At 47.2% G+C, this 21,976-nt stretch carries 21 protein-coding genes; 20 read left to right on the plus strand and 1 reads right to left on the minus strand.

The annotated features are described in order from the left end of the window. The first annotated feature begins 27 nt into the window (after nucleotides 1-27). From ftsH to ACE3K2_RS22240, 19 genes are all read left to right on the plus strand, one after another. On the plus strand, nucleotides 28-2,073 hold the full coding sequence (gene ftsH / locus ACE3K2_RS22150) for an ATP-dependent zinc metalloprotease FtsH (RefSeq protein WP_091039119.1): 2,046 nt from the start codon (nucleotides 28-30) through the stop codon (nucleotides 2,071-2,073). Between the two features lie 298 nt (nucleotides 2,074-2,371). Beyond that, on the plus strand, nucleotides 2,372-3,310 hold the full coding sequence (nadA, locus tag ACE3K2_RS22155; RefSeq protein ID WP_253428910.1) for a quinolinate synthase NadA: 939 nt from the start codon (nucleotides 2,372-2,374) through the stop codon (nucleotides 3,308-3,310). Nucleotides 3,311-3,345: 35 nt separating this feature from the next. Beyond that, nucleotides 3,346-4,980, plus strand: coding sequence for an L-aspartate oxidase (gene nadB, locus ACE3K2_RS22160; RefSeq protein ID WP_421895106.1), 1,635 nt, complete (start codon nucleotides 3,346-3,348; stop codon nucleotides 4,978-4,980). Then, on the plus strand, nucleotides 4,977-5,843 hold the full coding sequence (gene nadC, locus ACE3K2_RS22165) for a carboxylating nicotinate-nucleotide diphosphorylase (RefSeq protein ID WP_253428914.1): 867 nt from the start codon (nucleotides 4,977-4,979) through the stop codon (nucleotides 5,841-5,843). The genes nadB and nadC overlap by 4 nt, the downstream gene beginning before the upstream one ends. Before the next feature lie 6 nt (nucleotides 5,844-5,849). After that, nucleotides 5,850-6,620 carry a type III pantothenate kinase gene (locus tag ACE3K2_RS22170; RefSeq protein ID WP_421895110.1) on the plus strand — a complete coding sequence of 257 codons (771 nt, stop codon included), beginning with the start codon at nucleotides 5,850-5,852 and terminating at the stop codon, nucleotides 6,618-6,620. A 73-nt stretch (nucleotides 6,621-6,693) separates the two neighbouring features. After that, nucleotides 6,694-7,614: an Hsp33 family molecular chaperone HslO gene (hslO, locus tag ACE3K2_RS22175; protein ID WP_421895113.1), complete on the plus strand. Its 921-nt coding sequence runs from the start codon at nucleotides 6,694-6,696 to the stop codon at nucleotides 7,612-7,614. A gap of 23 nt (nucleotides 7,615-7,637) precedes the next feature. Continuing rightward, complete coding sequence (locus tag ACE3K2_RS22180) at nucleotides 7,638-8,588, plus strand: peptidyl-prolyl cis-trans isomerase (protein WP_421895116.1); 951 nt, start codon at nucleotides 7,638-7,640, stop codon at nucleotides 8,586-8,588. A 345-nt stretch (nucleotides 8,589-8,933) separates the two neighbouring features. Continuing rightward, nucleotides 8,934-9,872, plus strand: a complete 939-nt coding sequence (gene cysK, locus ACE3K2_RS22185; protein ID WP_421895119.1) for a cysteine synthase A — start codon at nucleotides 8,934-8,936, stop codon at nucleotides 9,870-9,872. Nucleotides 9,873-10,012: 140 nt separating this feature from the next. Further along, nucleotides 10,013-11,626 (plus strand): anthranilate synthase component I family protein, encoded by a 1,614-nt coding sequence (locus ACE3K2_RS22190; protein WP_421895122.1) that lies wholly within the window; start codon nucleotides 10,013-10,015, stop codon nucleotides 11,624-11,626. A gap of 50 nt (nucleotides 11,627-11,676) precedes the next feature. Beyond that, a complete protein-coding gene (pabA, locus tag ACE3K2_RS22195; protein WP_421895125.1) occupies nucleotides 11,677-12,252 on the plus strand; it encodes an aminodeoxychorismate/anthranilate synthase component II in 576 nt (191 codons plus the stop codon). Between the two features lies 1 nt (nucleotide 12,253). Then, nucleotides 12,254-13,138, plus strand: coding sequence for an aminotransferase class IV (locus ACE3K2_RS22200; protein ID WP_421895128.1), 885 nt, complete (start codon nucleotides 12,254-12,256; stop codon nucleotides 13,136-13,138). Beyond that, on the plus strand, nucleotides 13,135-13,998 hold the full coding sequence (gene folP / locus ACE3K2_RS22205; RefSeq protein WP_421895131.1) for a dihydropteroate synthase: 864 nt from the start codon (nucleotides 13,135-13,137) through the stop codon (nucleotides 13,996-13,998). The genes ACE3K2_RS22200 and folP overlap by 4 nt, the downstream gene beginning before the upstream one ends. Nucleotides 13,999-14,115: 117 nt before the next feature. After that, the gene (gene folB / locus ACE3K2_RS22210; protein ID WP_036606103.1) at nucleotides 14,116-14,478 is read left to right on the plus strand and encodes a dihydroneopterin aldolase; all 363 of its coding nucleotides are present in this window, start codon (nucleotides 14,116-14,118) and stop codon (nucleotides 14,476-14,478) included. A 9-nt stretch (nucleotides 14,479-14,487) separates the two neighbouring features. Beyond that, nucleotides 14,488-15,036 (plus strand): 2-amino-4-hydroxy-6-hydroxymethyldihydropteridine diphosphokinase, encoded by a 549-nt coding sequence (gene folK, locus ACE3K2_RS22215; protein ID WP_421895135.1) that lies wholly within the window; start codon nucleotides 14,488-14,490, stop codon nucleotides 15,034-15,036. Further along, the gene (locus ACE3K2_RS22220) at nucleotides 14,997-15,191 is read left to right on the plus strand and encodes a helix-turn-helix domain-containing protein (RefSeq protein ID WP_254848000.1); all 195 of its coding nucleotides are present in this window, start codon (nucleotides 14,997-14,999) and stop codon (nucleotides 15,189-15,191) included. The genes folK and ACE3K2_RS22220 overlap by 40 nt, the downstream gene beginning before the upstream one ends. A gap of 101 nt (nucleotides 15,192-15,292) precedes the next feature. Next, nucleotides 15,293-16,312, plus strand: a complete 1,020-nt coding sequence (gene dusB, locus ACE3K2_RS22225; RefSeq protein ID WP_421895138.1) for a tRNA dihydrouridine synthase DusB — start codon at nucleotides 15,293-15,295, stop codon at nucleotides 16,310-16,312. Nucleotides 16,313-16,558: 246 nt separating this feature from the next. Continuing rightward, nucleotides 16,559-17,038, plus strand: a complete 480-nt coding sequence (greA, locus tag ACE3K2_RS22230; protein WP_076216743.1) for a transcription elongation factor GreA — start codon at nucleotides 16,559-16,561, stop codon at nucleotides 17,036-17,038. A 117-nt stretch (nucleotides 17,039-17,155) separates the two neighbouring features. Continuing rightward, complete coding sequence (lysS, locus tag ACE3K2_RS22235; protein ID WP_421895140.1) at nucleotides 17,156-18,667, plus strand: lysine--tRNA ligase; 1,512 nt, start codon at nucleotides 17,156-17,158, stop codon at nucleotides 18,665-18,667. A 201-nt stretch (nucleotides 18,668-18,868) separates the two neighbouring features. Next, nucleotides 18,869-20,206 carry a TrkH family potassium uptake protein gene (locus ACE3K2_RS22240; RefSeq protein WP_421895143.1) on the plus strand — a complete coding sequence of 446 codons (1,338 nt, stop codon included), beginning with the start codon at nucleotides 18,869-18,871 and terminating at the stop codon, nucleotides 20,204-20,206. Nucleotides 20,207-20,291: 85 nt separating this feature from the next. Here ACE3K2_RS22240 and ACE3K2_RS22245 read toward each other — a convergent pair whose 3' ends face one another. Next, entirely contained in the window at nucleotides 20,292-20,882 is a 591-nt protein-coding gene (locus ACE3K2_RS22245) for a TetR/AcrR family transcriptional regulator (RefSeq protein ID WP_421895146.1), read from the minus strand. Nucleotides 20,883-20,969: 87 nt separating this feature from the next. Here ACE3K2_RS22245 and ACE3K2_RS22250 point away from each other — a divergent pair, with 87 nt between their 5' ends. Continuing rightward, entirely contained in the window at nucleotides 20,970-21,521 is a 552-nt protein-coding gene (locus ACE3K2_RS22250) for a hypothetical protein (RefSeq protein WP_421895149.1), read from the plus strand. Nucleotides 21,522-21,976: the final 455 nt, after the last annotated feature.

Raw genomic sequence — 21,976 nt, forward strand, 5'->3', positions numbered from 1 at the left:
TTAAAGTGTCTCGAGAGGAGGTAGGGGATGAATCGGTTCATCCGGAATTCTGGTTTTTATTTGATTCTTTTTTTAGTTGTGGTGGGGATAGTCCAGTTCGTCAGCAATGGCGGCGAAGCCACCGATAATCCTAGATATGATCAGTTGCGTGCAGCGATCAAAGCCAACAATGTCTCTGAATTGACGGTTCAATTCAACGGTCAGACGTATCTCGTGACCGGTCAATACAAGAAGGCACCTGATGGCGCCAAATCAGAAAATTTCTCAACGTATATTCCTCCTACGGATGAGGCAATTAGTGAGCTTGTAGCTGCAAGTGAAACTAACAATTTCCAATATCATCAGGAGCCAATGAAAGGTGACAGCATCTGGTTGACGTTGCTGACTTCCTTTATCCCTTTGATCATTATGTTCCTGCTGTTCTTCTTCCTGTTTAATCAGGCTCAAGGCGGCGGCGGTAAAGTAATGAACTTTGGTAAAAGCCGTGCTCGTCTCTATAACGAAGAGAAGAAGCGGGTTACTTTTGAAGATGTTGCGGGTGCTGACGAAGAGAAACAGGAACTTGTTGAGGTTGTAGACTTCCTCAAGGATCCTCGTAAATTCGCAGCAGTAGGTGCACGGATTCCTAAGGGTGTATTGCTCGTAGGTCCTCCAGGTACCGGTAAAACGTTGCTCGCTCGTGCCGTAGCCGGTGAAGCGGGTGTACCATTCTTCAGTATTTCAGGTTCCGACTTCGTTGAAATGTTTGTCGGTGTCGGTGCATCACGTGTACGTGATTTGTTTGAAAATGCGAAGAAAAATGCGCCATGTATTATCTTTATCGATGAGATTGATGCTGTAGGACGTCAGCGTGGTGCCGGTCTTGGTGGTGGTCACGATGAGCGTGAGCAAACACTCAACCAGTTGCTCGTTGAAATGGACGGTTTCGGAGCTAACGAAGGTATTATCATCGTAGCTGCAACGAACCGTGCAGATATTTTGGACCCTGCCTTGCTTCGTCCAGGACGTTTTGACCGTCAAATTACGGTTGACCGCCCTGATGTAAGAGGTCGTGAAGCTGTCTTAAAAGTACATTCCCGTAATAAACCACTGACCAAAGATGTGAAAATGGATATTATCGCGAAGCGTACAACAGGTTTCTCTGGTGCGGATTTGGAGAATCTCTTGAACGAAGCGGCATTGCTTGCAGCGCGTCGTAACCGTAAAGATATTTCCATGAAGGAAGTTGACGAAGCGATTGACCGTGTCATCGTTGGTACGGAGAAGAAAAGCCGTGTCATCAGTGATCGCGAGAAACGAATCGTTGCTTATCACGAAGCAGGTCATACCATTGTAGGATACTTCCTCGAACATGCTGATATGGTACATAAAGTGACCATTATTCCGCGCGGACGTGCGGGTGGATATGTAATCATGTTGCCAAAAGAAGACCGTATGCTGGTTACCAAGCAGGAACTGTTGGATAAGGTAACCGGACTTCTCGGAGGTCGTGTAGCTGAAGAATTGTTCATCGGAGAAATTGGCACTGGTGCATACAGTGACTTCCAGCAAGCGACAGGTATTGTTCGTAGCATGGTTATGGAATACGGTATGAGTGAGAAATTGGGACCTATGCAATTCGGAAGTTCACAAGGACAGGTATTCCTTGGTCGGGATATCGGTCATGAACAGAATTACTCGGATTCCATTGCGTACGAGATTGATCAGGAAATGCAACGCTTTATCAATGACTGTTATGAGAAGTGTAAGGACTTGCTTGTTAAACATTCAAAAGAGATGCACCTGATCGCTCAAACTTTGCTTGAGGTAGAGACTTTGGAAATGGATCAGATCAAGCAATTGATCGAAACAGGTTCTTTGACTCCAAAAGCAGAGAATGACAATGATGGTGAAGGCACACCAACTGAAGGCGGAGAGCCAATCATCGACAACATCGGCGATGTGCGTGTTCGTATTCAAGGTAAAGATGAAACGCCTGAACCACCAGCCGGAGATATTCCAAACGAAGCTCCGAATCTGGAAAAGGGTAATAACAATAACCCGGATGATGGCGGAACAAAGCCAACGTCTTAATGCATAATTCACCTGGCTAGGATAGCAGATGAAATCAGGAGAGCCCTCGGGCTCTCTTTTTTTGTCCATTATTTTAAAAGAGGATAGATAAAGATAAACGGGAGTTAGATGGCGAACCAGTTAGCAAACAGGTGGTTAAGGCGCTGTACTGGGCCTTTTTCATTTATTGACAGAGTCGTGAACGTTGTGTAAATTAGTTGTTAAACCGCTTGTGATTCGTTTCTCAAGCGAAGTTAACGACTTAGGTTAGCCCTACGAAACAGCGATGACGCTGTCCCGATAAAGGAGAGGATCACAGGTGGAAGCTCTGGCTTTAGAGCGCAAGGCTGAGATGAACCGCGAGCTACGTGAGCGGCTGATGGAACTGAAGAAGGAACGTAATGCCATTATTCTTGCCCATTATTACCAACGTGACGAGGTACAGGAGGTTGCTGACTTCCGTGGAGATTCATTTCTGTTAGCCCAGAAGGCAGCACAAACCGATGCTGATGTGATTGTTTTCTGTGGTGTTCATTTTATGGGTGAAAGCGCTAAAATACTGGCGCCGAACAAAACAGTTATTATTCCGGATGAGCGTGCGGGCTGCCCGATGGCAGATATGGTGAACGTGGATGGACTACGCAGATTGAAAGCACAACACCCTAACGCCAAGGTGGTTACTTATATCAATTCCTCGGCTGAGATCAAAGCAGAGACTGACATCTGTTGTACTTCAGCGAATGCAGTTCGGGTTATTCAATCTGTGGATTCCGATGAAATTATCTGGGTACCTGATAAAAACCTGGGACATTATGTGCAGCAGCATACAGATAAGAAAATGATTATCTGGGAAGGGTACTGCAACACGCATGATATGCTCACAGTCAAAGATGTGGTGGAGATGAGAGCCAAACATCCAAATGCAGAGTTTGTTGTCCATCCAGAGTGTCGCCCTGAGGTTGTAGAAATGGGTGATTTCGTAGGCAGTACAACAGCCATTCTGGAGTATTGCAAGAATTCATCAGCGAAGGAATTTATCGTAGGTACCGAAGATGGTACAGGATATCAGCTTCGTCTGGATAGTCCGGATAAACAGTTCCATTTTGCGACTAAGTTCCTCGTATGTCCCAACATGAAGGTGAACAACTTGAAGAAACTGGTGAAATGCCTGGAAACGATGAAGCCGCAAATCTACGTGCCACCGGCTGTTGCCGACAAAGCCAGAGAATCACTAGAGCGCATGTTGTTGGTAAAATAGGATGCGCTACTCTTGCTCCAAGACAGGTGAATAACATGATACCGCAATATTTAGTTGATTTTGATCTGTCTGCGCTACCCATGGTAGAGACGGATGTACTGGTTATAGGCTCCGGGATTGCCGGTTTGTTTACTGCCATTAAGGCAAGTGAACAACAACGTGTATTAATGATCACGAAGAAGTCATTACTTGAAAGTAACACCAGATATGCGCAGGGAGGAATCGCTGCGGTTATTGCTGAGGATGATTCACCTGCTTACCATTTGCAGGACACACTTGTTGCAGGAGCGGGCTTATGCCGCTCCGAGGCGGTAGAGGTATTGGTGAATGAGGGTCCGGACGGAGTGAAGGAACTCATTCGTTTGGGTACTTTATTTGATCTGGAGAACGGCGAGTTGGCATTGACGCAGGAAGGTGCGCATAGCCACCGCCGTATTTTGCATGCCAACGGGGATGCAACGGGATATGAGATTGTACGAGCACTTGCTGTAGAAGTGAATGAGCATCCCGGGATTGAAGTATGGGATGAGCACTTTGTTGTTGACCTGATTACAGATCGAGGGGAATGCATTGGTGCTCTGGTTCAGAAGGATGACGGATCGCAAGTGTTTGTGAAGGCACAGGCAACCGTTCTTTGCTCTGGTGGGGCAGGACAACTGTACCGATACACGACGAATCCGGATGTAGCTACTGCCGATGGTGTAGCCATGGCTTATCGGGCTGGGGCTATTGTTCGTGACATGGAATTTATCCAATTCCACCCCACCTCTCTATGTTACCCGGGGGCCCCGCGTTTCCTTGTATCAGAAGCCGTACGCGGCGAAGGAGCATATTTGCGCAATGTGAAGGGTGAGCGCTTCATGGATCGTTATCATGCCCAGCTTGAACTGGCCCCACGGGATATCGTGGCACGAGCGATTGTTAGTGAGATGGAGTCCACCAACAGTACCTTTGTGTATCTGGACATTACACATGAACAGCCAGAGATGATCAAGCATCGGTTCCCTACCATATATGAGACTTGTATGCGTTATGGATTAGACATGACAACGGACTGGATTCCCGTTGCACCTGCTGCCCATTACATGATGGGTGGTGTGAAAACGGATCTAAGTGGAGAGAGCAGCATCTCCCGATTATTTGCTTGTGGCGAGGTGTCTTCTACAGGAGTGCATGGAGCTAACCGTCTGGCAAGCAACTCCTTGTCTGAAGCGATTGTATTTGGCCGGAGAATTGTTGATCGTATTCAATCTCTTCCACCGCTTGGTTCATTACAAGTAAGAGGGACTGCGCCTTCATCTGTGGACGTGAATAGCAAGATCAAAAAGCTTATGGAAGAGCAAAAGCCGGTATCCGAAAGACGCTTACGATTACAGAAAATGATGGTTCGTCAGGTAGGCTTGCGCCGGAATGGTGAGGACCTGCAGAAGGCCATGGACAAGCTGCAACAGGAATTGCAATATTTTGATCAGACACTCACGCATAAGGAAGAGCTGGAGTATGCCAACCTTCTGACCTGTGCCTGGTTAGTTACCAGCGGAGCATTACACCGCGAGGAGAGTCGGGGGGCTCACTACCGTGAGGATTTTCCGGCACGTGATGATATCGTGTGGCAGAAGCATAGTCTGCAGCAGCGAGAACAAGCGATTGTGGAGGAATTGATGTCATGATACTGAACGGATATAATGAAGGGCTTATCGAATCAATCAAAAACTGGCTTCGTGAAGATGTTGGTGCAGGGGACGTTACAACGAGTGTGACGATCCCTGCAGGCAACCAGTCCAAGGCTATTATACACGCCAAAGACAATGGTATTATTGCAGGCATGACCGTGGCTGAGCTTGTATTTCAGGTCGTTGATCCTGATCTTGTATTTACACCAAAGGTAACCGATGGAGACAAGGTTACCCATGGCACGATTTTGGCCGAAGTAGAGGGAAGTACACATTCACTGCTTACGGGGGAACGACTGGCACTTAACTTGCTGCAACGTATGTCCGGAATTGCTACACGTACGCGTGCCTACGTGGATGTGCTGGATGGTCTTGAGACCAGGCTTGTAGATACACGTAAGACAACGCCGGGTCACCGATTACTTGAGAAATACGCAGTGCGTGTAGGTGGCGGAGCGAATCATCGATTTGGACTGTACGATGCCGTTATGATTAAGGATAACCATATCAAGGGTGCAGGCGGAATCACCGAGGCGGTACAGCGTGCACGAACCGTTATCCCACATACGATGACAATTGAAGTGGAGACTGAAAATCTGGAGCAGGTGAGAGAAGCCTTGCAAGCCGGGGCAGATATCATTATGCTGGATAACATGCATCCAGAGCGGATGCGTGAAGCAGTTGAGCTTATTCGTGAACAGGCTCCTCATGTGAAGGTTGAAGCATCCGGTAACGTATCCCTCCAGACCATTCGTGGTATTGCTGAGAGTGGTGTGGATGTAATTTCGGTTGGCAGGTTAACCTATTCCTTTGAGAGCCTGGATATCAGCCTGGATTTAAATGAAAAGAAAGAGGGGTGAACCTCTTTGATTCTAGTTGTAGACGTGGGGAACAGCAATATGGTGCTCGGCGTATATCAAGGCCGGGAATTGCTGCACCACTTTCGTCTGAGTACATCACGTCAGTCAACAGTGGATGAATACGGCGTATTGATTTATAATTTATTTCATATGTCCGGCATCAGGGCAAGTGACATCGAAGGTGTCATCATCTCATCTGTGGTTCCGCCACTGGTGAATGTAATCGAAGCGATGTGTGAGAAATATGTAGGCAAAAAAGCTTTGCTCGTTGGACCTGGTATCAAAACTGGCTTGAACCTGCGATACGAGAACCCTCGTGAAGTGGGTGCAGATCGTATTGTTAATGCAGTGGCAGCCGTTGAGAAATATGGGGGCCCTCTCGTCGTGGTTGATTTCGGTACCGCAACGACCTTTGACTGTATTGACGAGAAAGGTCACTACCTGGGGGGAGCTATTGTACCTGGCATTCAGATCGCCACTGAAGCGCTCTATGAGCGGGCATCCAAGTTGCCTCGTATAGAGCTGGAGAAACCCAAAAAGGTCATTGGCCGTAATACTATTCATGCCATGCAAGCAGGTATTATATTTGGCTATGCAGGACAGGTAGATGGTATTGTAGAGCGTATTCGCGAGGAGATGGGAGCGAAGCCCCGAGTTATCGCGACGGGTGGTCTGGCTACACTTATTGCAGAAGAAACCCGTAGTATACAGGAAGTTGATCCGCTGCTTACGCTTGAAGGGCTGCGTATTATATATGAGCGGAACCGGGAAAGGTGAGCATAGAGACGGCATACAGCGGGCTGAGATTACAGCTTAAGTGTTGTGCCGTTTTTTCTGTGTTAAAACGATTATGGCGATACGCCAAAGGAGGCTGAATGACTTGGAAAACAACAACAAGCATGACCGGTTAATTCGTGGTACAGCAATGAATGGAAAGGTAAGAGCCTTTGCTGTCCAGACTACGGAACTGGTTGAGGAACTACGCAGAAGACATGATACGTTTCCCACGGCTACAGCTGCCATGGGGCGTACAGTTACAACAGCAGCCATTATGGGTGCAATGCTCAAAGGTGAAGAGAAGTTAACGGTACAAGTCAACGGTGATGGGCCAATTGGACAGATTGTAGCTGATGCCAATGCCAAAGGCGAAGTACGAGGATACGTTTCTAATCCGCATGTACATCTGCCAAGTAATAGTGTGGGAAAACTGGACGTTGCCGGCGCGGTTGGAACGGAAGGTTTCATTAACATAACGAAGGATCTGGGACTGAAAGAGCCATATCGTGGCAGTGTGCCCATTATTTCAGGAGAACTGGGCGAAGACTTCACGTACTACTTTGCTCAATCGGAGCAAACACCTTCTGCTGTAGGCGTTGGTGTGCTCGTTGATACCGATAATTCGGTTATTGTCGCAGGCGGATTCATTATGCAGCTGTTGCCCGGATTGACAGATCAAGAGATCACGGCGATCGAAAACGCCATTAGTACGTTGCCGCCAGTGACGACGTTGCTGGAGCAGGGGCTTGAATTGGAAGAGTTGCTTCGCCGATTGTTGCCAGATGTACAAGTGATGGAAGGATTGGATATTCATTTTAGCTGTGAGTGTTCACGTGAGCGGGTAGAGAAGACACTAATCAGCCTGGGTCAAACGGAGATGGAGCAATTAATTGAAGAAGAGGGTCAAGCTGAAGTAATTTGCCAATTCTGTAATGAAGCCTATGACTTTAACAAAGAACAACTTGAGACCATCCTAGAGCAAGCCAAGAACTGATCTATGCGGGGACGGGATGCGGAATGACAAGACAGGAAAAAGGGTTGTGGACGGCTGTAATTGTCTTGACGCTGGGCATGTTGGTCATGGGTACGGTGATGGCTATGCATGGTCTCAAACAGGGCAAAGACGAGGCAGATACATCCCATGATGCCAATACGGAAGAAGGAAGCACCGTAGCAACGATCAACGGAGAAGTGATCACGGATAAAGAGTGGACCGATGCGCTGAAACGACGTTACGGCAGTGAGTTATTACTCCAGATGTTAAACCGTAAAGCGGTATATGCCGAAGCAATTGAACGCAAGCTGATTGTCACTCCTCAGGAGATTGCAAGAGAACTGGCTACTGCGATGGAGGGGTACGATTCAGAGAAATCGTATTTTGACGAAATGAAGTCCCAATTGGGCCTGTCGAAACAGGAACTTGAATTGGAAGCCGGCTACAGGCTGCTGCTTGAGAAAATCGCTACGATTGGTATACAGATCAAGGATGCAGATATTGAGCAATACTGGACTGAACACCGTGAAGATTACGTTTCCCCCGAGAAATATGACTTGTCCATCATCATAGTGAAGGAAGAAGAGGAAGCCGATTCCTTACTGGATGCGTTGGAGAAGGGGGAGGACTTTGAAGAAGCGGCTCGCAGGCAATCGACAGACAGCTTCTCTCGTGATGCTGGTGGGAGGCTGGGCTGGATTGAACGGAATGATCCATTCCAGTCAGAAGAAATTCTTCAACTCGCTGCCGGTTTGGATGTAGGTAATATCGGTGGTCCAGTTCGAGTGGAAGAGGGCTATGCCATTATCAGACTCAATGATAAAGAAGAACAACAGGTACAATCGGCTGAAGAGGTCCGTGAGGAGATTCGAATGCAGCTGGCTCTGAGTCAGGCTGATCCGTTGCCACAGGTGGAGCAAATGTTGCGTAACAAGTATGAAGCTGTGATCCTGTCCGAGATTCCTGCCTCCTGAATGCAATGAAAAGATTGTCTTGTACTGCTGCATCTTGATAAAAATACGCTGTCTACGGTCTTAGAGCCGAAGGCAGCGTATTTTTTTTGAGTACTCATATTGACAATAAGAGTTATCGTTGATAAGATGAAAATAATAAATACCTACTCGTTTACTCGGATATAAAAGATGTACTTCTGAACAAAGAAACTTTCGGAAACCTTCATCCTGTCTGGAAATCTTAGCAGTAAGGGATGGGAGCAACAGGATTTCCGCAGTTCTTCTATAACATCCCAGAGGCTATCGGCCACACAGTATAGATTAACAGGACTCAAGTATTATTCATCCACTAAGGAGGGCATTCATATGGCTAAAGTAGTTAATAACGTAACAGAACTCATCGGAGGTACTCCGCTTGTTCGTCTGAACCGTATCGTACCTGAAGGCAGTGCTGAAGTATTCGTGAAGCTGGAGTACCAGAATCCGGGTTCAAGCGTAAAAGACCGTATCGCAATTAGCATTGTGGAAGAAGCGGAAAAAGAAGGCAAGTTGAAACCAGGTGATACCATTATCGAAGCAACCAGTGGTAACACGGGAATTGGACTCGCGATGGTGGCTGCAGCCAAAGGATACAAGTCCGTTATTGTAATGCCTGAGACGATGAGCTTGGAACGTCGCAACTTGCTTCGTGCGTATGGTGCTGAGCTTGTGCTTACACCTGGAGCTGAAGGTATGAATGGTGCTGTTAAAAAAGCCGAAGAACTGCTGAAAGAAAACCCATCCTATTTCATGGCTGAGCAATTTAAAAATAAAGCCAACGTGAAGATCCACCGTGAAACGACTGGCCCTGAGATTGTTGACGCAATCCAGTCTGTGGGCGGTACGTTGGATGCTTTCGTTGCGGGAATTGGTACAGGCGGAACAATTACAGGTACAGGTGAAGTGCTGAAAGAAGCTTTCCCTGGTATTAAAATTGTTGCAGTTGAGCCAGCAGCTTCGCCAATTCTTGCAGGTGGCAAACCAGGACCTCATAAAATTCAAGGAATTGGTGCCAACTTTATCCCTGAGATTCTCGATCAGGAAATCTATGATGAGATTATTCACATTGAGAATGATGATGCCTTTGAGACCGCTCGCCAAGTAGCAAAAGAAGAGGGGATTCTGTCCGGTATCTCCTCCGGTGCAGCGATTCGTGCCGGTCTTCAGGTTGCGAAACAATTGGGTGCGGGCAAACGTGTTGTTGTAATCGTGCCGAGTAACGGCGAACGTTACCTTAGCACACCGCTTTACAACTTCGAAGCTTAAGCCTACAAATGACAAAACCAATCCTCCTTGCCCGCATAACGGGTATGGAGGATTTTTGGCGTAATGCTTTTAAAAGGAGCGACGCTTTAGTATACTATCAGACAATAGAACTAGCGACAGATGGAGGGCGGTACACCGCAATGACACACCTGATGACAACATACGCCGACTGGATGGAGTGGGCTGAACAAGGCTGGACCATGATGCCCTATATCACGAAGTCGGATGAGGGGCCGTATCATGGCGGTTTACCGTTATCGTGGGAGGCAGCCTGGGAGCAGGCGTCACCATACGCAATGGTGTTGGAAAATGGCAAGGGCGGCAGATATACATTTCTGGGGCTAGATCCCGTATCCGTTATTTCCGGTAAGGGACAAGAAGCGGTTATTCGTGATGTAGCGGAAGGAACCACCTCGACGGACAGCGGCAAGCCGCTTGATGTTTTGAAAAGATGGACGGCTCCTTATCGGGCACCCAAAGTTACTGGGGCTCCAGACTTTGGGGGTGGATACGCAGGTTATCTCAGCTATGATGTAGCGAGATCGTTGGAGAAGCTTCCAGTCTTAGCTGAAGATAACCCCGCTTTGCCGGATTATTGGTGGATGCGTTTTGAAGAAATATGGGCGTACGACCATCAGCAGCAAGCCCTTTTCTGCATGGTCCATCTGGCTATAAAGTCTGATCAGAACGAAACCGATATCCGTGGTCTATATGCAGTGGCCGAAGCACGAGCGACAGCGATGAAGCAACGATGGCTTCATATCATGGGGTTTGCACAGGCCGAGGAACAACAGCAGGCACTGGAACGCCGTAACAAGCAGGTCAATCGCACACCGCAACCGGAAGATGCGGAAAGGGAAACCGACGGGTGGGAAACCGCTTTCCCACAGGAGGACTTTGAACAGGCAGTACGTACGGTACAGGAATATATCAGGCAGGGCGATGTGTTCCAGGTGAATCTGTCCTTGAGACAGGAAAAGCGGCTTCACTCGAGCGCTGAGCATATTTATGAATGGCTGCGCCTCGTGAATCCATCACCGTATATGGGTATACTGCGTAGTCCAGACTTTCAACTGGTAAGCGGATCTCCTGAACTTCTGGTCAAAGTGGAGAATGGCAAAGTCAGTGCACGTCCCATCGCAGGTACCCGAAGAAGGGGCCGTGATGAGGCAGAGGACAAGGCTATGGCTGATGAATTGCTGGGTAGTGAGAAGGAACGTGCGGAGCATATTATGCTTGTTGATCTGGAACGTAATGATATCGGACGGATTGCAGCCTACGGTTCGGTTCATGTGCCTGAATTGATGACCATCGAGAAGTATTCCCATGTCATGCATCTCGTCTCCCAAGTGGAAGGCAGACTGGCAGAAGGGTTATCCGTATTTGATGTGATTGCTGCGACCTTCCCGGGTGGAACGATTACCGGAGCGCCCAAAGTCCGCACCATGGAGATTATCGAGGAACTTGAGCCTGTGCGGCGTGGGCCTTATACGGGTTCCATCGGTTGGATGGACTATAGCGGAAATATGGAATTAAACATCGTCATTCGTACACTTGCCATTAAGGATAGTATTGGTTATGTACAGGCTGGTGCAGGGATTGTCATTGATTCCGATCCATATCGGGAATACAAGGAATGCCGCAACAAGGCAAGAGCGATGATGAGAGCTGTGAATTACAGCGAAGAGGCGGAAGCAAGCAGAGCTATTGAACAAGAACATTCGAAACGAACGGAAGCTGTTAAACTAAAATAAAACGAAGCAACCGTCATTAGCATTGACGGAAGATGAGGAGGAGCAGGCATATGATACTGGTTATCGATAATTACGATTCCTTCACGTACAACCTGGTTCAATATCTAGGTGAACTGGGTGAGACGGTGGAAGTTCGCCGCAACGACGAGATTGATTTGGCAGGCATAGAGGCACTGGCACCTGATCATATTCTGATCTCTCCAGGTCCTTGTACACCCAATGAAGCTGGCATTAGCCTGGCAGTCATCGAGCATTTTAAGGGAAGCATTCCGATCTTTGGGGTGTGTCTGGGACATCAATCCATTGGACAAGCGTTTGGGGGCAATGTTATTCGTGCGGAGCGCATGATGCACGGTAAAACATCCGAGATGTACCACAATGGGACATCGGTATTTGCCGGATTGCCATCTCCATTTACAGCTACCCGTTATCACTCCCTCATTGTAGAGCGCAGCAGCCTGCCGGATTGTCTGGAGATTACAGCTGAGACGGCTGAAGGTGAAATTATGGGTCTGCGCCATAAAGAATATGCGATTGAAGGTGTGCAATTTCACCCGGAATCCATTATTACAGACCACGGACATCAGATGCTTCGCAACTTCCTGTCCCAACAGGTGAAGGTATAATATGCAATATGCCGCGATAAACGGAGAGTTGGTTAATATGGCGGCAGCCGTGGTTCCTGTAACGGATCACGGCTTTTTGTACGGACTTGGATTGTTCGAGACGTTTCGGACCTATCGGGGTGTCCCATATCTTTTGGAACGGCATCTGGAGCGCATGGCTTCGGGGTGTGAAGAACTGGGCATTCCTTTTACAACGACCGTAGCAGAGGTGACAGATTGGATTGAACGTCTGATGCAGGCGAACGGACTTCTGGAGGCGTACGTGCGATATACGGTATCCGCGGGTGAAGCGCCGCTAGGTTTACCTTCTGGTGATTATTCGAAGCCCAATCATATTGTACTGGCAAAAGCATTACCTGAGCCCTCTCCCTCTTTATATGAAAGTGGCAAAATGCTTCAACGGTTGTCTACGCCACGCAACACACCCGAGGGTGAAATCCGGTTCAAGTCACTGCATTACATGAACAGCATTCTGGCTAAACGAGAGCTGAACGGGTATGGGCAGTATGTGCAGGGTGCAGAAGGGCTACAATTAACCCGTGATGGGCATGTCGCTGAGGGTATTGTCAGCAATGTATTTTGGGTACGGGAAAATGTGCTCTACACGCCAGCGCTCTCAACCGGCATTCTGCCGGGCATCACTAGAGCTGTGGTACTTGAGATCGCGACGCAGCAAGGAATTCCCTGCATAGAAACGTTAGCTGCTTGGCAGGACCTCCTGCAAGCAGATGAAATATTTCTAACTGGCTCGGTGGCCGAACTGGTTCCGGTTACGACTCTGCGGGATCAGGACGGTGCCGAAACGATAATCAGTAACGGACATATAGGCCCGGTTACAGCAGGCCTTCTGGGTATGTACCGGGAGAAAGCGGGGTATACTTCATGACACTTAAACCTGTCATCTATGAACGGAACTATGCATGGGGGCCAGCTGAGTTGAAGCTGGGGGCAAGAACACAGATTATGGGCATTCTTAACGTCACACCTGACTCGTTCTCGGATGGTGGGCGTTACACCAACGTGGAGCGGGCAGTTGCCCATGCCAAACAGATGATGGAGGACGGGGCGGACCTGATTGATATCGGCGGAGAGTCCACACGTCCAGGTTCAGATGTCGTGGGCGCCGATGAAGAACTTAGCCGAATCATTCCGGTCATTGAAGCATTGCATCAGCAAGCGCCGCATATTCCGATATCGGTAGACACGTATAAGGCCGATGTTGCACGTCAGGCTATTCTGGCAGGTGCCCATATCATTAATGATGTGTGGGGTGCCAAGGCAGATCCAGATATGGCCCGCACGGCAGCAGAGCTGGGGTGTCCCATCATTCTGATGCATAATCGGCAGGAGCGAGACTATACCGATTATTTGAGTGATGTGATGAGCGATTTGCATCAGAGCATTCAAATTGCACTGGCAGCCGGCGTGAAAGCAGATCAGATTATCCTGGACCCGGGCATTGGTTTTGTGAAGGATCTCGCTGAGAACCTGAAGCTCATGTCATCGCTCGGTCTGCTCAATGAAATGGGTTATCCGGTTCTGCTAGCCACTTCACGCAAAAGATTCATCCAGAACACCCTGGATGTCACTGCGGATGATGCCCTGGAAGGAACCGCTGCGACCGTTGCATTTGGCATTGCCCAAGGCTGCCAGATGGTTCGGGTTCATGATGTGAAGCCGATTCGGCGGACGGCAGACATGTGTGATGCCATGTTATATGCTTCTTCGGGTCTACGGAGGAAATAATGCTGGTGGGTCTGAGTGACCCGTCCAGTGGAAGCGTAGCGTTTTTCAAAGGCAAAGCAAAGAGATAAACTTCAAATAGATTAAAATTTCAATATATATAGAGGGCAGGCGGATCGTATGGATAGAATGGTATTGCATCGTATGGAGTATTACGGATATCATGGCGTTTTTGCAGAAGAACGGAAGCTTGGGCAGCGGTACTATATTGATCTGGAGATTGACATGGATCTGGGTGAGGCTGGACGTAACGATGATCTGACCAAAACAATTAATTATGCGGAGATCCATGAGCTGGTAAAACAGATTGTAGAGAATAAATCATTCCAGTTAATTGAAGCTTTGGGCGAACATATTGCATCTTCTTTACTAGACACTTATACTATTATCAATGCATTGACAGTCAAGGTGACGAAGCCACATCCGCCATTCGATATTCATTTTGAAGGCGTAACGGTAGAGCTTCGCCGCACAAGAAAGTGAGAACCGATCATGATTGCACATTCGACCTCTGAATCTTCAGAGGCTTATATTGCTTTAGGGGCCAATTTGGGTGACCGGGAACAGACGCTGTTTGAAGCATTGTCTCTGCTGGATGAACACCCTCATATATCCGTTCTGCGTTGTTCTGCACTATATGAGACGGAGCCTGTAGGCTATGTAGATCAGCCTGCGTTTCTGAATATGGCAGTTGCCGTACAGGTGATGCTGACACCGGAGCAGTTGCTTACGGAATTACTGGATATCGAGAACCGGCTTGGACGTGTTCGTGATATTCGTTGGGGACCGCGCACCGTTGATCTTGATCTGCTCTGGATGCACGGTGAGACGCGCGATACCGAATTACTTCAATTGCCTCATCCCCGTATGGGAGAACGGGCTTTTGTGCTGGTGCCACTGTCGGATATCGTACCGGAGGGCGAGGTTTCAGGTTTGCATACCTTTGTACACTCATCGTTGTCTGTACTGGATGGAAAGGATGGAATACAGCTTTGGAAAACATGCAATTGGCCAATCGAATCCGGGCATTCCGGAAGCTGAAAGGTTTAACGCAACATGAACTTGCTGCCGAGACCGGCATCTCGCTGGCCATTCTGGGAACCATTGAGCGGGGTAACCGTAAGGTAACACAGCAAGAACTGGATCGAATTGCGGGTGTGCTGGCAATCAGTATTGAGGAGTTGCAGGGCAAGTAGTACCGTTTCGGTTTCGGCATGTTACAACAACCAACCAAGATATTGATCGAACATTATATCGTTGATTTATACAGAATTAAAAAAGGAGTGAAACGACTACCGTGCTTAACATTGGTGGCATTGAAATGAAAAACCAGGTCGTACTTGCGCCGATGGCTGGCGTATGTAATCCGGCTTTTCGTTTGATCGCAAAAGAATTCGGAACAGGCCTTGTGTGCGCGGAGATGGTGAGTGGCAAAGCCATTGTCCATGGCAACCAGCGTACACGTGAGATGTTATTTGTAGATGAGCGTGAGAAGCCGCTGAGCCTTCAAATTTTTGGGGGAGATCGTGATTCGCTCATAGAAGCAGCCAAAATCGTGGACAAAGAAACCAATGCAGACATCATCGACATTAACATGGGATGCCCTGTGCCAAAGGTAACGAAATGTGATGCAGGTGCACGTTGGTTGCTTGATCCGAACAAGATCTATGAGATGGTATCCGCTGTAGTAGATGCGGTGGAGAAGCCAGTGACGGTCAAGATGCGTATTGGCTGGGATAACGAGCATATCTTTGCAGTTGAGAATGCGCTCGCGGTTGAACGTGCGGGCGGACAGGCAGTAAGTGTGCACGGCCGTACGCGTGAGCAACTCTATACAGGCACAGCTGACTGGTCACACATCAAAGATGTCAAAGAGGCTGTCTCTATTCCAGTGATCGGCAATGGTGATGTCCATACACCAGAGGATGCACGCCGTATGCTGGATGAAACGGGTTGTGACGGGGTGATGATTGGTCGTGCTGCCCTGGGTAACCCATGGATGCTGTATCGTACCATTCAATATTTAAGCACGGGGGAATTGCTTCCTGACCCGAATGGCGAAGAGAAGATCCGTGTTGCCATCCTGCATATGGATCGCCTGATTGCATTGAAGAATGAGACGGTTGCCGTACGCGAGATGCGTAAACATCTGGCTTGGTATTTGAAAGGCTTGAAAGGATCTGCCCGTATTAAGGACGTTATTATGGAAGGAACCAAGCGGGATGAGATGGTACAGATTCTTGAGAACTTTGTGGGTCAGCTGAAAAGCGAAGGTAATCTGGAGTCAGAACCGGTCGTTGCCGGAAGTGCATCGTAATTAAGGTTGTAAAACGTTTACAGCTTATAGGGGACGTAACATTGACTTTTCGAGATCGTTCCCCTATACTTTCACAGTATAAATTCGCCATGTGCGTTAATTAAAGGTTAGTCATCAGGAGGAATATTCTATTTCTCTGGAGAACTTCATATAGTTTTGAAGATGTATGCGGGCGGAGCTATGTAATTGGCACTGATTCCGTTGCCGTACAATCAAATTATTCCCATGACAGGAGAATCGGTTGAGATGAGCGACAAGGAAGTTATCCTTACACCAGAGGGACTTAAGAAGCTGGAAGAAGAACTGGAAACATTGAAATCAGTGAAGCGCCGCGAAGTGGCTGAACGGATTAAGGTAGCCATCGGGTATGGAGATATCAGTGAAAACTCTGAATACGAAGATGCCAAGAACGAACAGGCTTTCATTGAAGGTCGTATTATTACTTTGGAGAAAATGCTTCGGAACGCACGCATTATTAACAGTGATGAGATTGACACCGATGTTGTGAGTGTTGGAGCAACAGTTACTGTGGAAGATTTGGAATTCGGCGATATCACAGAATATACCATTGTAGGTTCTGCTGAATCTAACCCGCTTCAGAACAAGATCTCAAACGAAAGCCCTGTCGGTAAAGCGATCCTGGGCAAGAAAAATGGTACAGTTGTTGATGTAAGTGTGCCTGCTGGCGTAATTCAATATAAAATTGTAGATATTAAAAAGCTATAGTAACGAAGCAGTTGGGCACGGTAAACAAAAGCTTCCTTAGGGAAGCTTTTTCAACATTTGAGGAAGAAGAGTCCTCATGCGGTGCCTGCAATGTAAATAAGGAGATGAATACAGATCATGACGGATGAAGTCTTGAATCAGGAAACCGAACTTAGCGAGCTTTTACAAATTCGCCGCGACAAATTGGACGAGCTCCGCAAATTGGGAATCGACCCTTTTGGCCAAAAATACGTACGTACCGAAGAAGCCGGCTCCATTCTGAAGAAGTATGAAGAACTGACCAAGGAAGAGCTGGAAGAGAAGCACATCGAAGTCAGTATTGCCGGACGGATTATGGCGAAGCGGGGAATGGGTAAAGCTAGCTTCGCACATATTCAGGACCTGAGCGGCAGAATCCAGATCTATGTTCGTCAGGATACCGTGCCTGAAGATAAGTATGCGGCATTTAGCCTACTGGACCTTGGCGATATCGTTGGGGTAACTGGCGTGATCTTTAAGACCAAAACAGGTGAAACTTCTGTCAAAGTAAAAGATCTTGAAGTGCTGTCCAAATCGCTCTATCCGCTTCCGGATAAATTCCATGGTCTCACCGACGTAGAGCTGCGTTACCGCCAGCGTTATGTTGACCTGATTATGAGCCCGGACGTACAACAGACCTTTATCGCACGTTCCAAAATCATTCAATCAATGCGTCGTTACCTGGATTCCCTTGGATACCTGGAAGTGGAAACACCTACGTTGCATACCATCGCAGGAGGAGCAGCAGCACGTCCGTTCATTACGCATCACAATGCGCTTGATATGGAACTGTACATGCGGATTGCGATTGAGCTTCACCTGAAACGTCTGATTGTTGGCGGACTGGAGAAGGTATATGAGATTGGCCGTGTATATCGGAATGAAGGGATGTCCACACGTCACAATCCGGAGTTCACAATGATTGAATTGTATGAGGCATATGCCGACTACAAGGATATTATGCAATTAACGGAGAACCTGGTAGCTCATATTGCACAGGAAGTACTGGGTACGCAAGTGATCCAGTATGGAGATTATGAAGTAGATCTTACACCGCAGTGGCGCCGTGTTACGATGGTGGATGCAGTTAAGGAAGTTGTGGGCGTAGACTTCTCCGTACATATGACGGATGAGGAAGCACATAACTTGGCGAAGGAACATAAGGTTCCGGTTGAGAAACATATGACATTTGGTCATATTTTGAACGCTTTCTTTGAAGAATTTGTGGAAGAGACGTTGATTCAACCGACATTCATTACCGGACATCCTCTTGAGATCTCACCGCTGGCGAAGAAAAATGATGTAGACCCGCGCTTCACGGATCGCTTCGAGTTGTTCATCGTTGGACGTGAGCATGCGAATGCATTTACAGAGCTGAATGATCCAATCGATCAACGTCAGCGCTTTGAAGCACAGATGCTGGAGAAGGAACATGGGAACGACGAAGCTCATGAGATGGATGATGACTTCATCCGTGCGCTTGAATATGGTATGCCACCAACAGGCGGATTGGGTATCGGGGTGGATCGTTTGATCATGCTGCTTACCAACTCCCCTTCGATTCGTGACGTACTGCTCTTCCCACACATGCGTCCTCGTACGCAAGATTAAATAAGGAACGTATTATACGTTCATAATAGAAGAGGGACCTGCCGTTCAGTATGATGCTGGGGCAAGTTCCTCTTTAGGTTTACATAGGCGCTAAAAAATAAATCTGTCAGAACGCCCTATTCTGCACGCCATTAGGTGGAACTGCGCCTTGGATTTTCGTTAGAATAACCTGTTCGTATTTTGTTAAAAGAGGTGCCCTTCATGAAGTTCAGGCTTCACTTTGCCAAATTCTTATCTCCTCCGTTAATTCTGGTCGGTGGTTTTCTGCTTATCATTACGATTGGAACGATGCTTCTCATGTTGCCAATCTCCAACCAAAGCGGTGTGCATTTGGCGTTTATTGATGCGCTCTTCACATCAACTTCTGCCGCATGTGTGACTGGACTTGTCGTTGTGGATGTAGGGACAACCTTTAATTTGTTTGGTCAGATCGTCATTATGGTATTAATGCAGCTCGGTGGACTCGGCTTCATGACCATGGCTACCCTTTTTGCGCTAGTTTTGGGCAAGCGTATCTCACTCAAGGACAGGCTATTACTTAAAGAAGCCATTAATGCAGACAGTATGGAAGGGATCGTACGCATTATCCGCAAGGTGTTGATTTTCTCCTTTACCATTGAAGGGGTGGCTGCTGTCATACTGGCGCTGCGCTGGGCAACAGAGATGCCATTGGGTCAGGCTATATACTATGGGGTATTTCATGCTGTTTCATTGTTTAATAATGGCGGATTTGATCTGTTCGGCAACAGCTTTCAATATTACACCGGAGACTGGATATTCAACCTGACTGCTTCCGTGCTCGTTATTTCTGGTGGACTAGGTTTTGTTGTATTAAATGATCTCTTTGAGTATCGCAAACGCCGTCGTCTATCCCTACAGTCCAAATTGGTGCTGTCTGTGTCAGGAGCGCTGATTGGTATAGGGGCGATTGTGTTGTTTGTTTTCGAATTTACCAACGGACATACGCTGGCTTCACTCACCTGGAGCGAGAAGATCTATGCGTCTTTCTTCCAGTCTGTTTCTACACGTTCGTCTGGGACAAGCACCATCGATATTACGGAGATGAGGCAGGCTACCCAATTCTTCTTCATTCTGCTGATGTTTATTGGGGCTTCTCCGGGATCGACCGGGGGTGGGATCAAGACAACTACATTCCTGATCATGATTGGTGCAGTGTATGCCATGATTCGAGGAAATAAGGATATCGTGTTTTTCCGCCAGCGTGTTCCGAAGGAATTGCTGATGAGGGCGTTGACCATTATTATGGTTTCTCTGATCATATTCATGATCGTGGTAATGCTTCTGCTGACGACCGAGGATGCGCCATTCCTTTCACTGATGTTTGAAGCTGCATCCGCAATCGGTACCGTGGGGCTTTCCGTGGGAGTGACTGATGAGTTGACCAATTGGGGAAAAATTATTATTACCTTTACCATGTTTGTAGGTCGGATTGGGCCATTAACCATCGCATATGCCCTTCGTCCTCGCAAAGAGAAAAAACTGTATCGTCATCCGGAGGGCCGGATCATTATCGGATAAAAAGAAAAACCGCCAGACATTCAGAACTAACTCCTGTTATCGAAACAGGCATTAGTACAACGAATGTGCTGCGGTTTTTTTTGGTTTAACGGCACAAGGAAGCAAGATGCACGTTGAGAACATCATCCATGAGCTTGGCATTCATCTGATCCGGTCTAAGCACAGTATGGATACCCAAGCCATCCACGAGTGCATACAATCTTTCGATCTCAAGTTTAATATCAAGATCTGGTCTGGTGAGACCATGTTCGATCAGGTGAGTGATAACATAGCCTGCAGCCTGTCTGAGTTCATCATATACTGTATCGGCAAGTTCTTTGAGCGTAGAATCGGTTTTGGATCTGGCTGTAAAAGCGTACCACACCTCCATTTCGGCCAGTTTTTCATCAGTGTTTGGTAATAACTCGAGTAACAAGTATTTCATATTATCCAAGGGAGATCCGGTGAAGGACATTTGTTGGATTCGGTTGGATACCCGTTCGGATACCAGGTTCATGGCATATCGTAGTAGTTCCGACTGAGTAGAAAAGTAATGGCGCATCGAACCGACCGAAATTCCTGCTTCTTCAGCGATATTCCGAACAGAGGCTTGTTCCATACCATCTCTTCGTATAATACGCCAAGCTGCCTCGGCCACGAGGATACGCTGTTTATCATGATCAACAATTTTAGGCATGGGAACATTATATCACTGTTGATTATTATGATACAAATGTGCTAAATTGTAATTAATACAATCGTGTTATAAAAGGAGGACTAACAGATGATTGGTTATTTCATTATAGGATGTGAGATTGCCTTTTGGGTGTTTGTGTTTGCGGGTCTAAGTGTCAGGTACCTTCTTGGCATGAAAAGATTAGGCATTGGTTTGTTGATGGCCACACCAATAGTGGATCTGTTATTGCTGGTGGCCACTGTGATGGATCTTCAGCGTGGAGCTATAGCGAGCATGATTCATGGTATAGCTGCGGTGTATATCGGAGTAAGCATAGCCTATGGTCATCAGATGATCGCATGGGCAGATCGATACTTCCTATATTGGTTCAAAGGCGGAGAGAATCCTCGTAGCAACAAGTTATATGGCAGAGAGCATGCGAGACGTGAGCGTAGTGGATGGTTCAGACATCTTTTGTCTTGGGCGATAGGCAGTACATTTTTATTCGCCATGATCTGGTGGATTGGGGATGCTGAACGTACAGCCGTCTTCTATAATCTGATTAAAGTGTGGGGAATCATAATTGGAATCGATTTTCTGATAAGTTTTAGCTATAGTGTATGGCCAAGAAAAGTTCCTGTTAGCAATGTTAAACATTAAAAATCAAATGGACGTGCATACGAACTAGCCAAATTGAAAGAATAAGCTATGTACGTCCCGAGGGATTGAACTGAATGTTAACTTAGTTCAAAAAAAGACTTGCAATCAAAATTTGTACATGGTATATTCTAATTCCGGCCAAGAAAACACAGTTTACACGGTGCGGCAAGCGAATGAAGTAAGCTTCGAAAGAAACTTGAAAAAAAGAGCTTGCAAAGTTGGTTCGGATGTGGTAAGATATAAAAGTTGCTGAAGAGAACGACATTTGGTAACGAAACAAGTTTGATCTTTGAAAACTGAACAACGAGTGAGTGAACATTCTGCTTGCAGAATGAACGCGAAAGTTTGAAACAAGCCTTGGCTTGAATCGGCTGGAGCACAAATGAGATTTTTAATCTCGTCAGATTCAAAATGAGCTTATCGCTCTTTTCAATACTTTATTGGAGAGTTTGATC

Origin of the sequence: Paenibacillus sp., from assembly GCF_048976745.1 — a bacterium.
Taxonomy (GTDB): domain Bacteria; phylum Bacillota; class Bacilli; order Paenibacillales; family Paenibacillaceae; genus Paenibacillus.